This is a genomic window from Bacillus halotolerans, from assembly GCF_004006435.1.
Taxonomy (GTDB): domain Bacteria; phylum Bacillota; class Bacilli; order Bacillales; family Bacillaceae; genus Bacillus; species Bacillus halotolerans.
This window is the reverse complement of sequence record NZ_CP029364.1, coordinates 3,254,313-3,268,989: the sequence shown is the minus strand read 5'-3', so window position 1 is coordinate 3,268,989 and position 14,677 is coordinate 3,254,313. Positions and strand designations below refer to the sequence as shown.

General features: G+C 43.2%; 13 protein-coding genes and 1 other annotated feature. Of the genes, 4 read left to right on the top strand and 9 right to left on the bottom strand.

The window, feature by feature from the left end; translation table 11 throughout:
- Positions 1 to 107: 107 nt before the first annotated feature.
- From sspA to DIC78_RS16775, 3 genes are all read right to left on the bottom strand, one after another.
- A complete protein-coding gene (gene sspA, locus DIC78_RS16785) occupies positions 108 to 317 on the bottom strand; it encodes an alpha type acid-soluble spore protein SspA (protein WP_014114778.1) in 210 nt (69 codons plus the stop codon).
- A gap of 92 nt (positions 318 to 409) precedes the next feature.
- The gene (gene thiI / locus DIC78_RS16780; protein ID WP_106020267.1) at positions 410 to 1,615 is read right to left on the bottom strand and encodes a tRNA uracil 4-sulfurtransferase ThiI; all 1,206 of its coding nucleotides are present in this window, start codon (positions 1,613 to 1,615) and stop codon (positions 410 to 412) included.
- A 3-nt stretch (positions 1,616 to 1,618) separates the two neighbouring features.
- Entirely contained in the window at positions 1,619 to 2,764 is a 1,146-nt protein-coding gene (locus DIC78_RS16775; protein WP_105990207.1) for a cysteine desulfurase family protein, read from the bottom strand.
- Positions 2,765 to 2,956: 192 nt separating this feature from the next.
- Between DIC78_RS16775 and brnQ the strand changes: the two genes are divergently transcribed.
- The gene (gene brnQ, locus DIC78_RS16770) at positions 2,957 to 4,297 is read left to right on the top strand and encodes a branched-chain amino acid transport system II carrier protein (RefSeq protein ID WP_095714206.1); all 1,341 of its coding nucleotides are present in this window, start codon (positions 2,957 to 2,959) and stop codon (positions 4,295 to 4,297) included.
- Positions 4,298 to 4,386: 89 nt separating this feature from the next.
- On the opposite strand, the gene ezrA is transcribed toward brnQ, so the two are convergent.
- Positions 4,387 to 6,075: a septation ring formation regulator EzrA gene (gene ezrA / locus DIC78_RS16765; protein WP_044153843.1), complete on the bottom strand. Its 1,689-nt coding sequence runs from the start codon at positions 6,073 to 6,075 to the stop codon at positions 4,387 to 4,389.
- 196 nt (positions 6,076 to 6,271) lie between these two features.
- On the opposite strand from ezrA, the gene hisJ reads away from it, so the two are divergent.
- On the top strand, positions 6,272 to 7,078 hold the full coding sequence (hisJ, locus tag DIC78_RS16760; RefSeq protein WP_106020268.1) for a histidinol-phosphatase HisJ: 807 nt from the start codon (positions 6,272 to 6,274) through the stop codon (positions 7,076 to 7,078).
- Here hisJ and refZ read toward each other — a convergent pair.
- Complete coding sequence (refZ, locus tag DIC78_RS16755; RefSeq protein WP_010335311.1) at positions 7,062 to 7,697, bottom strand: transcriptional regulator RefZ; 636 nt, start codon at positions 7,695 to 7,697, stop codon at positions 7,062 to 7,064. The two genes, hisJ and refZ, sit on opposite strands and share 17 nt — an antisense overlap.
- Positions 7,698 to 7,826: 129 nt before the next feature.
- Between refZ and DIC78_RS16750 the strand changes: the two genes are divergently transcribed.
- On the top strand, positions 7,827 to 8,315 hold the full coding sequence (locus DIC78_RS16750) for a GAF domain-containing protein (protein WP_101860116.1): 489 nt from the start codon (positions 7,827 to 7,829) through the stop codon (positions 8,313 to 8,315).
- A gap of 44 nt (positions 8,316 to 8,359) precedes the next feature.
- On the opposite strand, the gene DIC78_RS16745 is transcribed toward DIC78_RS16750, so the two are convergent.
- Entirely contained in the window at positions 8,360 to 10,102 is a 1,743-nt protein-coding gene (locus DIC78_RS16745; protein WP_024122503.1) for a diguanylate cyclase domain-containing protein, read from the bottom strand.
- A gap of 294 nt (positions 10,103 to 10,396) precedes the next feature.
- On the opposite strand from DIC78_RS16745, the gene rpsD reads away from it, so the two are divergent.
- On the top strand, positions 10,397 to 10,999 hold the full coding sequence (gene rpsD, locus DIC78_RS16735) for a 30S ribosomal protein S4 (RefSeq protein WP_024122504.1): 603 nt from the start codon (positions 10,397 to 10,399) through the stop codon (positions 10,997 to 10,999).
- Between the two features lie 21 nt (positions 11,000 to 11,020).
- On the opposite strand, the gene sr7p is transcribed toward rpsD, so the two are convergent.
- From sr7p to acsA, 3 genes are all read right to left on the bottom strand, one after another.
- On the bottom strand, positions 11,021 to 11,149 hold the full coding sequence (gene sr7p / locus DIC78_RS22010; RefSeq protein ID WP_262927561.1) for a small protein SR7P: 129 nt from the start codon (positions 11,147 to 11,149) through the stop codon (positions 11,021 to 11,023).
- 131 nt (positions 11,150 to 11,280) lie between these two features.
- Positions 11,281 to 12,549, bottom strand: coding sequence for a tyrosine--tRNA ligase (gene tyrS, locus DIC78_RS16730; RefSeq protein WP_024122506.1), 1,269 nt, complete (start codon positions 12,547 to 12,549; stop codon positions 11,281 to 11,283).
- Positions 12,550 to 12,597: 48 nt separating this feature from the next.
- Positions 12,598 to 12,839 (bottom strand) — a binding site (T-box leader).
- A 54-nt stretch (positions 12,840 to 12,893) separates the two neighbouring features.
- The gene (acsA, locus tag DIC78_RS16725) at positions 12,894 to 14,615 is read right to left on the bottom strand and encodes an acetate--CoA ligase (protein ID WP_101863501.1); all 1,722 of its coding nucleotides are present in this window, start codon (positions 14,613 to 14,615) and stop codon (positions 12,894 to 12,896) included.
- Between the last annotated feature and the right edge of the window lie 62 nt (positions 14,616 to 14,677).

Here is a 14,677-nt window from a genome sequence, read left to right as displayed (position 1 = left end):
CAAGCTCCATAAACATCGGTTTTTATAGGCCGCTGGTCCTTTTTTATAAAAAAACGAAAAAGAGTGGGGAAAAACCCCACTCCTAAGCCATTATGTGAAATTGTAAATTAGAATTGTCCTCCGCCCATGTTTTGTTGAGCAAAAGATACAAGACGTTTTGTGATCTCTCCTCCAACAGAACCGTTAGCGCGAGAAGTTGTTTCTGCTCCAAGGTTTACACCGAATTCAGAAGCGATTTCCAATTTCATTTGGTCGATAGCTTGAGCAGCTCCTGGTACTAAAAGGTTGTTGCTGTTACCTGAGTTATTGTTAGCCATGTGTCTCACCTCCTTGTGAGTATAGAATGTGTTAAAACACATGGCTTCATACAGAAAATCTTTGGTAATTGTATACAGGAGCCGACTCTTAGTTAAAAGAGTTCTGCGAATTTGTCGTTTGCTTCTTGTTCGCTATATAATGTCATTGTTTCAATGTGATCAACCGCCTCTTGAATCAGCGGTTCAAAATCCACAAAGCTCTCAAAGTGTTCGATTTTTTCTTTTTTCGGGCGTGTTTTCGGGCTTGGCGGCGTAAAGATCGTGCAGCAATCTTCAAATGGCTGGATGCTTGTTTCGTATGTGCCGATTTCCCGTGATATTTCGATGATTTCTGTTTTATCCATAGCGATTAACGGACGCAGAATCGGTGTAGACGTAACCGCATTAATCGCGTACATGCTTTCAAGCGTCTGGCTCGCTACCTGTCCGAGGCTTTCCCCCGTAATAATCGCGAGCCCGTTTCTTTTTTCTCTGATTCTGTCGGCAATTTGAAGCATTAAGCGGCGGGTTGCCGTCATCGTATAGTTTTCAGGAATTTGTTTTTGGATCAGCTCTTGCGTCTTTGTAAACGGGACGATATGAAGCGTCATGCTTCCTCCGAAGCGAGACAGACACTTCGCTAAGTCCATCACTTTTTGTTTCGCACGTTCGCTTGTGTATGGCGGGCTGAAGAAATGGACAGCTTCTACTGAGAGTCCTCTTTTCATTGCGTAAAAACCGGCTACCGGGCTGTCAAAACCGCCGGAAAGCATCAGCATCGCTTTCCCCGCTGAACCGACCGGAAGACCGCCGGCGCCTTTTTCATTGCGAATCGTCAAAAAGGTTGCTTCCTCCCTGATTTCAATTCTGAGCGGAATGTCTGGATTGCGGACATCAACTGTCAGCCCTTCTGTATTTCGCAAAATATGGCCGCCGATTTCAGCGTTCATTTCATTCGTATCTAATTCAAACTGTTTATACGCTCTCTTTGTCGCGACTTTAAACGTATCACCAGGCCGGTATTGATCCTTGATCGCCTGAAGGGCAGTTGTTTTAATATCATCAAGGCGGCTCTCACACTTAATGGCCAGACTGAAGCTTTGAATGCCAAACACCTGTTTCAAGTGAGGAAAAAGAGCCTCAGGGTCCACTCCATTTAATGTAATCGTCATACGATCCCGATTAGAAAAGTATTTTAATGTTGGATAGTCTTTCAGGACAAGCCTGACGTTTTGCTTTAAACGTTCAATAAAGCTTTTTCTGTTTTTTCCTTTGGTTGATATCTCCCCAAAACGAATTAATATATGATCGTAATTCATGTTCTACCTCATCATTTTTTTTAGTTTTTTGATGCCAGGCACAAGCGCGTTCATAAATGGCTCTGTCACATCGCTTGTCTGGCTGTAGTTTAAGCTGATTCTGATGCTGCTTCCGGCGATCTGCTCTCCCTTGCCCATCTGTAACAGGACTTTGCTCGGTTTATGTTCCTTTGCCGAGCAGGCTGATGTCGTTGAAACGAATATATCCTTTTCCTCCAGCATATGCAAAAGCACCTCCGCTTTTATGCCCGGCACAGAGAAATTAATGATATGCGGAGCGCTATTGAAGTGAGGCGTATTTAAGACAACACCGTCTGAATCACTCAGCCTTTTCATAAACAATTCCTTTGCGGCCGCCATTCTTTCAAGGTGATGATGATAATCATCAGCCGCAAGATTGATGGCTTTGGCCAGTGAAACCGCACCTGCTGTATGCTCGGTTCCTGCACGTATGCCTTTTTGCTGGGAGCCGCCTGTTATCAGCGGGATAAGACGCGTTCCTTCCTTTACTAAAAGTGCACCTGTCCCCTTCAGTCCGTGGAATTTATGGCCGGATATGGAACAAAGATCAATGCCGGCATTCTCGATCGCCAAGGGAACTTTAAAGATGCCTTGCACATAATCGACGTGAAACAGAATGTTCGGATACTGCTTCAGCACTTCTCCAGCCTCTTCAATCGGCTGCACGGAGCCAACTTCATTGTTCACATGCATCATGCTGACAAGCACGGTATCCGGCCGAATCGCATCTTTCAGTTCCTTAATGGACACAAATCCATCTTCATTTACTGAAAGATAAGTTACTTCAAACCCGAATAGCTCTGTCAGCTGCTCCAAAGATTCAGTAACGGACGGATGTTCGATAGAAGTGGCAATGATATGTTTGCCTGTTTTTATCTTTGACAAAGCGGCTCCTTTTAAAGCCACATTATTAGCTTCTGTAGCACCTGACGTAAATACAATATCATAATTCTTTAGGCCCAAGGCTCTTTTTATTTGATTTTTGGCTGCCTGAAGCAGCTGTTCCGTTTCGGCTCCATATCGGTGCAAAGATGAAGGATTGCCAAAATATCGGCTGCTAGTCTGTTCATAAACGTTCAAGACTTCATTATAAGGTTTGGTCGTTGAACTATTATCTAAATATATCATCTTTTTTTACTCCTTTATGAAAGCGGTACAAGGTATGATATTTATGTTACCATAACAAAATTTAATAGAAAATTACAAAAAGCTAGTATTGACTTCTAAATTTTTTACCATATAATAAGATTTGTTCGTTTCGTCATATTATCTGACAATTAATTGACAGAATATTTTAACATAATTATTAGGAGGATTTTCATGAAACACTCACTGCCTGTCAAAGATACCATTATTATTGGTTTCATGCTATTTGCGCTATTCTTTGGAGCAGGAAATATGATTTATCCGCCGGAACTTGGACAAGCAGCCGGACACAATGTCTGGAAAGCCATCGGCGGATTTTTACTGACCGGGGTAGGTCTGCCTCTTCTCGGAATTATCGCTATCGCATTAACCGGCAAGGATGCTAAAGGACTTGCTGATAAAGCTCACCCTGCATTCGGTACAGTATTTACTGTTGTGCTTTATTTATCAATCGGACCATTATTCGCCATCCCGAGAACAGGAACCGTTTCTTATGAAATTGGTGCAGTTCCGTTTCTGGCTGGCGTTCCTGAAAGACTGTCTTTATTAATTTTTACACTCATCTTTTTCGGCATTACTTACTATTTAGCGCTAAACCCAACCAAAGTCGTGGATCGAATCGGAAAAATTCTCACTCCAATTAAATTCACAATTATTTTAGTGATTGTTCTCAAAGCGATTATCACGCCAATGGGCGGTTTAGGTGCAGTAACGGAAGCATATAAAGGAACACCGGTATTTAAAGGATTTTTGGAAGGCTACAAAACAATGGACGCGCTTGCTTCAATCGTATTTGGTGTTGTCGTTGTAAATGCTGTGAAAAGCAGAGGCGTTACACAATCAAAAGCTCTTGCGGCAGCTTGTATTAAAGCCGGAATAATTGCTGCATTAGGGCTGACATTCATTTATGTTTCTCTGGCCTACCTAGGTGCAACAAGCACAAACGCAATCGGGCCTGTTGGTGAAGGAGCTAAAATTTTATCAGCATCGTCCCATTATTTATTCGGTTCATTAGGAAATATCGTACTTGGATCAGCTATCACAGTCGCGTGTTTAACCACAAGCGTTGGGCTTGTCACTTCTTGCGGCACATATTTTTCAAAGCTTATCCCTGCGTTATCATATAAAGTTGTCGTTACCATCGTCACTTTATTCAGCTTGATGATTTCTAATTTCGGGCTTGCTCAAATTATCGCTTTTTCAGTTCCTATTTTATCAGCTATTTATCCGCTTGCCATTGTCATTATCGTTCTTTCATTTATTGATAAGCTCTTTAAAGAAAGACGTGAAGTTTACATTGCATGCTTAATCGGTACAGGATTATTCAGTATTTTAGACGGAATAAAAGCAGCCGGCTTTTCGCTCGGAGCTCTAAATACGTTTTTAAATGACAATCTGCCGCTATACAGCCTTGGCATCGGCTGGGTGATTCCTGGAATCATCGCCGCCATTATCGGCTATATTCTTACCTTTTTCATCGGTACATCCAAACAGCAGCTTAAAGAAATAAGTTAATGTTATGGTCGCCTGCGTTACTGCGCAGGCGTTTTTTTAATAAAAAAGAGCCCGCTCATAAACTGCGGGCTCTTTTTTACGATCTGAATTTAAGCGGATAAATCAGCTTTTATTTTTTTCACAGCACCTGGCGCAGCTTTCTCTACAGCTGCAGCCGCAATTTCATAGGATTCTTCATAATCATAAGCGTAAAACCGTCTTTCCGCTTCTTTCAGCTGTTCAGATAAAATATGGTTCTGGCTTCTGAATCGGTTTCCGAACTGAATGATTTTTTCAATCAGCATAACCTGCTCTACCAGTTCCTCTGATTCCCGGCTTGCCCTGTTCACGATATCTTCCGCTTGTTTCAGATGGGCTCCGGCCTCTTCCATATTTAAAGGAATTTCGTTTAATTGATTGACCGTTTCTTGAATGTGATGATGCGCGTTTTCCAGCATCTCTTGAATATGACTCGGGATGCCCGGGATGTTGCTTGTCTTCAGCAGTCTTGCTGTTTCAGAAATTGTTTTTTTCAGATTGCCAAGTGTCTCTCTCGCCTGCAGTTCTTCTTTTCTAAGAGCCTGCAGCTTTTCACGGTAATCCGTATGGTCTTTTTTCACTTCTTCAATCTGCTTCTCAATTGATGCAACCTCTTCAACTAAAAGAGAGTAGGCGACATGCTCTGCATCCAGCTTATCTTTTACTGACGCAAGCAGCTTGCCGACTTCATCAATGCGCTTTTCAAAGGCCTGCTGTTTGCCTAGCTCACCAGCTGTCAGTCTGTAGCTTTCCTTCACCAGTTCAGTTTCCGCCTTTGTCTGCTCCTTCTCTTCTTTCAGCTTATCGTAAGCAATGATCAGCTCAGGCATTTTGCTTAACACAGATTGGCCTGCTTCAACTTCACCCTCGAGCTGCTGGTAAACAGATTGAATATTTTCGTCTATGAGCTGCAGTATGGCAGATGCTTCATCAATATCCAGCTCAGTCATCAAAACATGTTCTGCCCGTTTCAGCTGATTTGACAGGTTTTCCAGTTCCTTATCAATCTGGATATGCTCAAGCTTATACCCTTTCTCTTTCATTTCGCGATATCCGTCTTTGAGCTTTGCAATCTGGCCCGGCAGCGTCTGCTTGCAGTCGGCTAACAGTTTCGGCACATCATCTATGTACGACTGAAGCCGTTCTAGATTGCGGTCCTGCTCAAGGAGAACTTTTCTTGCAGTAATATAGTTCCCGCCCTCTGTCTCTTCTTCAAACTGTTTGATCCCGCTCCAAATCTCGTCAAGATCTGCTTCAAGGCTGTCATAAAGCTCTCCGTAAAGGTGGCTGTATGCCAGCAGGTTTTTTCGGGACTTTGAGTAGCGTTCTCTTACCTGTTCAATCTCTTCGCGGCTCTTTTCTTCACTTGTGACGAGATTGCTGATTTCCCGGAGTATCTTTTCAATGTTCGATTCCGCCGCTGTCAGGAGATCGTCGATATGAACGAGCACTTGATTGGCTTTTTTAAACCGGTATTTGTCCGCGCATTCTTCGGCATCGTAAAGGAGCTCTTCAACTTTCGGCATATGGGCAGTGACAATCTCATCCCATTCTTCACGCCATTTCTCAAAGAACTCTTCTGTCTGCCCCGTCATTTTCAGATGTTTAATTTTGGACATTTCTTCCACTATCGATCGATTGAGAATTTCAATCTTCCAAGATTCCAAACGATCAATTTCCGTGTAGATTTTTTTCCTGAAAAAGTAGCCCGCCGCAAACAGCGCGAGCAGTACAATTAATAATCCAATGACAAACTCCATAATGAGCCCCCTTGCTGTTAACCTTAATCTGTCAGGGTGTTTTATTTATTCAGAAAGATTTCAGGATATGTATTGAGAAAAACTGTCGTTTTCATTGTTATTATGATACCATGTAACCAACATTTTTTGAGCAGAAATCAAAAACTTTTTGTGCAAAATCGGCAGGATTTGACTATTTTTTCACGGGGTGACACCAATGCTAAAGCGAGACGGACATATTCACACACCATTTTGCCCTCACGGAACAACAGACACACTCAGACAATATGCGGAGGAAGCGATAAAAAAAGGCTTTCAATCAATTACGTTTACAGAGCACGCTCCTTTGCCTCCCTCTTTTACCGATCCGACACCGCAAAAAGACAGCGCGATGGCGCAAGCCTCTTTGGAACGCTACATTAATGAAATTTCCGGATTAAAAAAAGAATATCGCGGACAGCTTGACATACGGACCGGGCTTGAGGTCGATTATATTGCTGAATACGAAGATGAAATCAAATCGTTTCTGAATACATACGGCCCATTTTTAGATGACAGCATCTTATCCGTTCATTTTTTGCGCACAAGCTCGTCTTATCTGTGCCTCGACTATGATGAGCATACATTTAAAAAGCTGATCTCAGAGTGCGGAAGCATCGAAGCTGTATATGAACTGTATTACCGCAGCATTTATTCTTCTATTGTAGCATCTCTCGGCGCCTATAAGCCAAAAAGAGTCGGTCACATCACACTCGTTAAAAAATTCATCAGGCTGTTTCCTTATAAAATGTCCGATCATATTCACAGACTTGCTTCTGAGTGCCTGAACGCTGTCAAGGAAAACGGAATGGAGCTCGACTTTAATACATCAGGTCTGAGAAAAACATACGCGGGGGATATTTATCTGGAGGATTGGATGATTGAGGCGGCGAAGCAAAAAAACATCCCGCTTGTATTCGGGTCTGATGCCCATCAAGCGGGTGATGTCGGATACGCGTATGAGAAATTTACTGAACTGCGCTAATTTGTGACCGCATGTCTCCTGTCCGGAATACGCTTCTGATCCAAATCTTGATTTCCTCAAAATACATTTTATAAAAGTACGGCTCGTGCGGCTGCATATAGAGCACTTCTGAAATATATTGAGGCTGGAGATAGGGCATCATCAAGAGAGATTTTAATTGAAGAATAAAATGAGGCAGCGGCAGCGTTAAATGTTCTCGCTGTTTTTCTCCTTCCTCAATAATCAGCTGGAAGATATACTTTTCCTTCATCAGGTACGTCGACATTATTTCCCTTATTAAAGTCGAATCAATGGTGACTTCCCGGTAGACAAACCGAGTTAATTGACGATTGTTATGCTGATAGGATAAAATATCGAAAACCAATTGGAGAAGCTGTTCCTGCGTGCTTTGAAAAGAGATGTTGCCTGCCGCTGTTTCAAGTGTTTTATTGTAGCCTTCGTAAAACTCTGAAACTAAGTGTTCCATCAAACCTCCTTTGCCTTTAAAATAGTAGGAGATGTGCGCAACATTTACATCAGCTGACTTTGCAATTTCACGGACAGATGTGCCAGAAAATCCTTTTTGGTTAAAGAGCATGACAGCAGATTCAATAATTTTGTCTTTGGTGCTTACTTTCATACCGGCTCACTCCTTCCTCTTGTTACAAATTCAAGGCGGAGACCGGCTGTTCCTGTAAGAACTTATCGACAAATGCCGGCAGAAAAGCCGGGATTTTGTTTTATATTATAGAAAAAGTGAGGGTTTTCCATGTTTCATGTCGAACAACAATCTGGAGATAAAGAAAAAGACTACCAGCTTCTGCTCAAACAGCTCGAAGCCATAACAGAAGACGAAACAGACCAAATTGCAAACTACGCAAATGCGTCAGCACTGCTTTATCATTCATTGCCTGAGGTCAACTGGGCCGGTTTCTATTTTGCTAAAGAAGGGGAAGGACAGCTTGTGTTAGGGCCATTTCAAGGTCTGCCGGCATGTGTCCGTATTCCTTTCGGCAAAGGCGTTTGCGGAACAGCATATGCAAACGGAAAAGTAGAGCGAGTTGCGGATGTAAACGCATTTCCGGGACATATCGCCTGTGATGCAGCATCTCAATCAGAAATTGTGCTTCCGATTCATGTAGACGGAAACCTAGTCGGCGTTTTGGACATTGACAGCCCTGTCAAAAACCGATTTGATGAGATCGATGAAAAGTATCTTACACAATTTGCAGAAATCCTTGAAAAAGCTTTAGTGTAGAGCATACAACAAAAGCCCAAAACATGTAGCGTTTTGGGCTTTTTTCATTTTATCGACTCGTGAATCATCAAACGGTTTTTCCCGCTGCGTTTCGCGGTGTAAAGCGCTTCGTCGGCCTCGTGAACAAGCTCCTTCAAGGATTTTTTCGATTCTGAGTCCCAGCAGGAGATTCCGCATGAAATCGTCACCTCAGGCTTCGTGCTTTTTCTCACCGCACAAACAAGCCTTTCGGTAATCCGTTTCCCGACAGCAACCGTCACATTCGGAAGGTAAACCGCCAGCTCCTCGCCCCCCCAGCGGGCGCCGACATCATGCTTTCGAATATTGCTTTTGATAACGGAAGCGACCTGTATTAAAATCTCGTCCCCTGTCTGATGTCCGTACGTATCATTTACATTTTTAAAATTATCAATATCAACAAGAATAAAAACGCCTTTTTGATGAATTTTCATGCTGTATTGAATTTTTTCATCTAAATAGACTCTTGAATACAGCTCTGTCAACTGATCCGTTTTCACCAGATGCTCAAGGCGGTCGCGAAGCATCGAATTGGTCACAGCCAGCGTTGCGTGATGAATCAGCGCTTGGAACAGCTTGTACATTTCAAATGTAAAAGCGTACATTTCCTTTTTCAGCAAAACGGCAAATCCCAGGAGCTGGTCATTCTCCATCATCGGAACAGCCATAAGTGAACCGTATCCGGCTTTTCCAAACACAGACTGTCCATTTCCGATAAAAACGCCATTCTCACCTTCGTACAGTTTTTCTTTTATTTCATTATATATATCAGACGACTTCGTTTCTTTAAAAAATGCTGTGCTCCCGGGAAGCAGTGTCTGATGTTCAAAATGGTCAATATGGAAAAAACCCACTTCTTCAGCATGAAATGATTCAGCCATTCTCACAGCAAGATCGTTCATCGTATCCGTCAGCGTCAGCCGCTGGTTGAGACGGCGCGATGTTTCATTAATTAATTCCAAGTTTGCAATACTTGTTTTGGATTGTTCATAGAGCTGGGCATTTTCAAACGCCTTTCCCGCCGCATTTGCTATCAGTGACATTTCATCAAGGTACACGTCGGTAAGAGGACTGTCTCCCGCCCCACCTGCCATCAGAACGCCGTACGTTCCCTGCTGCCCTTTAATTGGGATGTAAGCGACCGTTTCATTTTTCCGCAAAATGTTCCCGGATAGATAGACTTTAAGCGCAAAGGAATCGGCATCTTCCCCTTCCATATACAGTTCCTTTGCAGGAACACCTATACATTGGTCCTGATCATGAGAAATAAACAGAGAAAATTGAAACAGGGGAAACGTGGTGTGTAAGCTTTCAAGAAGCTTCTTCAACACTTCCGTCTGGTCGAGCAGCGAATGGAACAGTTCTGTCATCTTGTATATCTTTTTTTGATAGATTGTTTTGATATAAAGTCTTTCCTGTTTCATTGACTGATTCAAAAAAGAAGAAATCAAATCCGGAAGCTCTTCCGGAAACACTCCGTCCTGCCTGCATGTTAAATGAAAGCTCCTGCCGGAGACATGATCCTCGATAACATAAAATGAGGCATTTATTTTCGATGCAGAAAAATGCACTTCATCCTCTGCCATTTGTGCCATGTGATCAGATGGAGACGGTAAAAGGGATACGCAAAGTGATGGAAAATATGTTTGAATAGCCGATGTCAGCCATAAAAGAGAGTCGGTGAATGAGACCTTTACAGATTTGGTTAATAAAAAATCGAGCATATGATAACGAAAGGCGGGTAATTGATCTTTTGTTTGTTCTATCATGTTTTATCACCTAAAAAGTTTACCACTAATTTTTGTTTATTATATCATAAACAGCAAAGCGATAATGGATGAATGGTTGACTTCAAAACAAATAAATTATATAATGACCTTTGTGTGAAATATTGCAGCCTTTTTGTTCAGCTTCTATGTTTTCATTTTGTTCCTTATCAGTAAGGTGTATCGTGTAACTCTCTGCTGCTGGAGCGAGGATACATGAAAACAAAATGTCCATGGTCGAATAGAACAGACGGTTTTTATTTTCCACAAAAATAAAACCAAAGGAGGAGTCACATTATGGCTCGCTATACAGGTCCATCTTGGAAACTGTCCCGCCGTCTAGGAATCTCTCTTAGCGGAACAGGAAAAGAATTAGAAAAACGCCCTTACGCTCCAGGTCCACACGGCCCAGGACAACGTAAAAAATTATCAGAATACGGTTTGCAATTGCAAGAAAAGCAAAAGCTTCGTCACATGTACGGTGTAAACGAACGTCAATTCCGTACATTGTTTGACAAAGCTGCAAAAATGACTGGTAAACACGGCGAAAACTTCATGATTCTTTTAGATTCTCGTCTTGATAACGTTGTGTACAAGCTAGGTTTAGCGCGTACTCGCCGCCAAGCTCGCCAATTGGTTAACCATGGCCACATTACTGTAGACGGAAGCCGCGTTGACATCCCGTCTTACCAAGTAAAAGCTGGTCAAACAATCGGTGTTCGCGAAAAATCAAGAAACCTTTCTATCATCAAAGAATCTGTTGAAGTAAACAACTTCGTTCCTGAATACCTTACTTTCGACGCTGAAAAGCTTGAAGGTACATTCACTCGTCTTCCAGAGCGTTCTGAACTTGCTCCGGAAATTAACGAAGCGCTTATCGTTGAGTTCTACTCTCGTTAATCGTTTAAAAAACCCCAGCCGCTATGCGGTTGGGAGTTTTTTTTCGTCTGATTCTTCTACCGTTTCCTGCTGGACAACACTTTCTCTGGCCTGCTGCTCCCAATAATCCCGCTGCAATCTTTCTTTGGCGATCGTACACATGAGATTCACGGTGAGCTCTCCCTCCTATTGAAAAGGTGGTGAATGGTCGTGTTTGCCCTATCTAATATACTCTTTCCCTCAAATTCCTATGCGCTAAACCACAAACATCCTTTGCCAATTAAGCAAAGGATGTTTTTTTCTTATTTATATGTGACAAGGAAGTATTTTTTCTTCCCGCGGCGCAGAACAGTAAATTGATCTTCAATGCGGTCTTCAGCAGATAAGATATAGTCAATTTCTGTCTGGCGTTCACCGTTAATGTAAACGGCTCCGTTTTTAATATCTTCACGGGCTTGGCGTTTAGACGGTGACAGTTTCGATTCAACCAGCACATCTACGAGTGACAGTTCTTCAGCGCTGTCTTTTTCTAGAGAAGGCACATCTTTAAAACCGATTTTTACGTCTTGGGCAGAAAGCTCTTTAATATTGCCGCTGAACAATGCTTGGGAAATATTAATCGCTTGCTCCAGTGCCTCGCGTCCGTGAACGAGCGCTGTCACTTCTTCTGCCAGGCGTTTTTGCGCTTCACGCTTTTCAGGTGCTGTTTCAGTTTTTTCAGCATATTCTTCGATTTCTTCCTTTGAAAGGAACGTGAAGTATTTTAAATATTTCACTACATCACGGTCGTCTGTATTGATCCAGAATTGATAGAACTCATATGGGGACGTTTTTTCTTTATCAAGCCAAATTGCGCCGCCTTCGGTTTTTCCGAATTTTGTGCCGTCCGCTTTCGTTACAAGCGGAATGGTAAGACCGAATGCTTTTGCTCCTTCTTCTTCAGATTTTCTGATCAGCTCAAGGCCAGCTGTAATGTTGCCCCATTGATCGCTTCCGCCGATTTGCAGCTTACAGTTTTTCTCTCTGTACAGGTTTAAGAAATCATAAGATTGAAGAATCATGTAGCTGAATTCCGTGTAAGAGATGCCGGATTCGATTCTGGAGCTGACTGTATCTTTTGCCAGCATGTAATTGATGCCGAAGTTTTTGCCGACGTCACGAAGGAAGTCGATCACATTCATGTTTCCGATCCAGTCGTAGTTATTTGCCATAACAGCTGGATTTTCCGCTGATTCAAAATCAAGAAATCTTGAAAGCTGATTTTTGATTTTTTGCGACCATTCGACAACGATATCAGCCGTGTTTAATGTACGCTCAGCTTTTTTTCCGCTCGGATCGCCGATTAAACCCGTCGCGCCGCCCACAAGCGCAATCGGATGGTGCCCCGCAAGCTGAAAACGGCGGAGTGTTAAAATGGGCAGCAGGTGCCCGATATGCAAGCTGTCTGCTGTCGGATCAAAGCCTGAGTACAGGCGGATTTTTTCTTCGTTCAGCTGTTTATTCAGTCCTTCTTCATCCGTCATTTGCTGAATCAATCCGCGGAAGGATAAGTCTTCAAGTAAGTTTGTCATGAGATAAAGCTCCTTTTTTAATAAAATAAAAACGCCCCTTCGTGTAAACGAAGGGACGATTGATTATCGCGGTACCACCCTACTAATAAGAGCATACATACAGCTTTTCGCTCTTATCACTTTGCCTGATAACGGATCAGGTCCGTTCTTTCACTACTGAAAGCCTGAGCGGCTTTGTTTGCAAAAGCGGTTCATGAGTGTATTCGATATATCCGTCTGTGCTGATTTTCACCGGCCATCAGCTCTCTGGAACGTAAGGATATTCTACTTGTCTCAATCTTTACCTTTTCATATGAAGCTATATCATTTTTAACATAAATAAAATCCCGTGTCAACGGCGCCTTTTAATCCTCCATCGTTGACAGGTCTCCGGCCGGAAGATTCAGTTCCCACGCCTTCAGCACACGTCTCATGATTTTACCGCTCCGTGTTTTTGGCAGCTTATCCTTAAATTCAATTTCACGCGGAGCCGCATGGGCTGCAAGACCTTGTTTGACAAATTGGCGGATTTCTTCCTTCAGTTTATCAGATGGCTCAAACCCTTCTCTGAGAGCGATAAAGGCTTTGATGATTTCGCCGCGCACGGGATCAGGTTTTCCAATGACCCCCGCCTCCGCAATTGCCGGATGTTCGACAAGCTTGCTTTCCACTTCAAATGGTCCGACGCGCTCACCGGAGGTCATGATGACATCGTCCACTCTGCCTTGGAACCAAAAATACCCTTCATCATCCATGTAGGCAGAATCACCAGACACATACCATCCGCCAGGCATAAAATAAGATTCGTATTTTTCAGGGTTGTTCCAAATCGTGTGCATCATAGATGGCCAGCCCTTTTTAATGGCGAGGTTCCCCATTCGATACGGCGGAAGCTCGTTCCCCTGATTGTCAACGATTGCTGCTTCTACACCGGGAATCGGTTTTCCCATCGAGCCTGGTTTAATATCCATGCAAGGATAGTTGCAGATCAGCTGTCCGCCCGTCTCTGTCATCCACCATGTATCATGAATCCGTTTATGAAAAACTTTATGCCCCCATCTGATCACTTCCGGGTTTAAAGGTTCACCGACACTCAGCACATGGCGGAGTGAAGTCAGATCATATTTGGCAGCCATCTCATCTCCGGCTCCCATCAGCATTCGAAAGGCAGTCGGCGCGCTGTACCAGACGTTTACGCCAAGCTGCTCAATCGTTCCATACCAGCTTTCCGGGCTGAATCGTCCGCCGACAATAACATTTGTCGCTCCGTTCAGCCACGGCGCAAAAATCCCGTACACCGTTCCAGTCACCCAGCCTGGGTCGGCCGTGCACCAATAAATGTCCTCTTCCTTTAAATCAAGGACCCATTTTCCTGTCTGATACTGCTGAACCATCGCCTCATGGACATGAAGCACACCCTTCGGCGTACCCGTAGATCCTGATGTATAGTGAAGCAAATAGCCGTCTTTCCTGTCCATCCATTCAATGTCCAGTCTTGTGCTCTCATGCTTAGCCACTTCATCATAATGAATGATGTTTGTTCCTCTCTTTTCAGCCTGGCCGCCGACTATGAATATATGCTGTAAATCAGGCAGCTTTTCAACCGGAATCCTTTCCAAAAGCTCAGGCGTCGTGACGACAACCTTTGCCTCGCTGTTTTGCAGCCGGTCCTTAACAGCCCCCTCCATAAACGCTTCAAATAACGGCCCGGCGATTGCGCCGATTTTGATAGCGCCTAGCATAATAAAATAAAGCTCGGGTGATCTCGGCATAAAAATAAAAACGCGGTCCCCTTTTTCCACATTTCCATACCGTCTCAGTACATTCCCGGCTCTGTTTGTTTCTTCTTTCATTTCTTTAAATGTGTATTTTTCATCCCGTTTTGCGTCCTTATAATAAAGCGCTACTTTGTTTTTCCGAAAAGATTCGGCGTGGCGGTCTATCGTTTCATAAGCCGCGTTCAATTTCCCTGTCTTATGCCAAGAGAAATGTTTTTCCGCTTCGGACCAATCAAATTGCCGATACGTTTCATCGTAGTTTTCTAGGTTATGATCCCCCTCTATAGCTGGTAACGCTTTCAAATTCATGTCAAAACATCCCCCTTTGCTGAAGTTGTCACATTTATTATAGTATATATTCATATTCTTCT

Excerpts from the sequence above, each read along its gene's own strand:
- refZ (WP_010335311.1), bottom strand. The coding sequence starts at position 7,697 with ATGAAAGTAAGCACCAAAGACAAAATTATTGAATCTGCTGTCATGCTC.
- DIC78_RS16775 (WP_105990207.1), bottom strand. The coding sequence starts at position 2,764 with ATGATATATTTAGATAATAGTTCAACGACCAAACCTTATAATGAAGTC.
- ezrA (WP_044153843.1), bottom strand. The coding sequence starts at position 6,075 with ATGGAGTTTGTCATTGGATTATTAATTGTACTGCTCGCGCTGTTTGCG.
- tyrS (WP_024122506.1), bottom strand. The coding sequence starts at position 12,549 with ATGACAAACTTACTTGAAGACTTATCCTTCCGCGGATTGATTCAGCAA.
- hisJ (WP_106020268.1), top strand. The coding sequence starts at position 6,272 with ATGCTAAAGCGAGACGGACATATTCACACACCATTTTGCCCTCACGGA.
- brnQ (WP_095714206.1), top strand. The coding sequence starts at position 2,957 with ATGAAACACTCACTGCCTGTCAAAGATACCATTATTATTGGTTTCATG.
- thiI (WP_106020267.1), bottom strand. The coding sequence starts at position 1,615 with ATGAATTACGATCATATATTAATTCGTTTTGGGGAGATATCAACCAAA.
- DIC78_RS16750 (WP_101860116.1), top strand. The coding sequence starts at position 7,827 with ATGTTTCATGTCGAACAACAATCTGGAGATAAAGAAAAAGACTACCAG.
- rpsD (WP_024122504.1), top strand. The coding sequence starts at position 10,397 with ATGGCTCGCTATACAGGTCCATCTTGGAAACTGTCCCGCCGTCTAGGA.
- DIC78_RS16745 (WP_024122503.1), bottom strand. The coding sequence starts at position 10,102 with ATGATAGAACAAACAAAAGATCAATTACCCGCCTTTCGTTATCATATG.
- acsA (WP_101863501.1), bottom strand. The coding sequence starts at position 14,615 with ATGAATTTGAAAGCGTTACCAGCTATAGAGGGGGATCATAACCTAGAA.
- sspA (WP_014114778.1), bottom strand. The coding sequence starts at position 317 with ATGGCTAACAATAACTCAGGTAACAGCAACAACCTTTTAGTACCAGGA.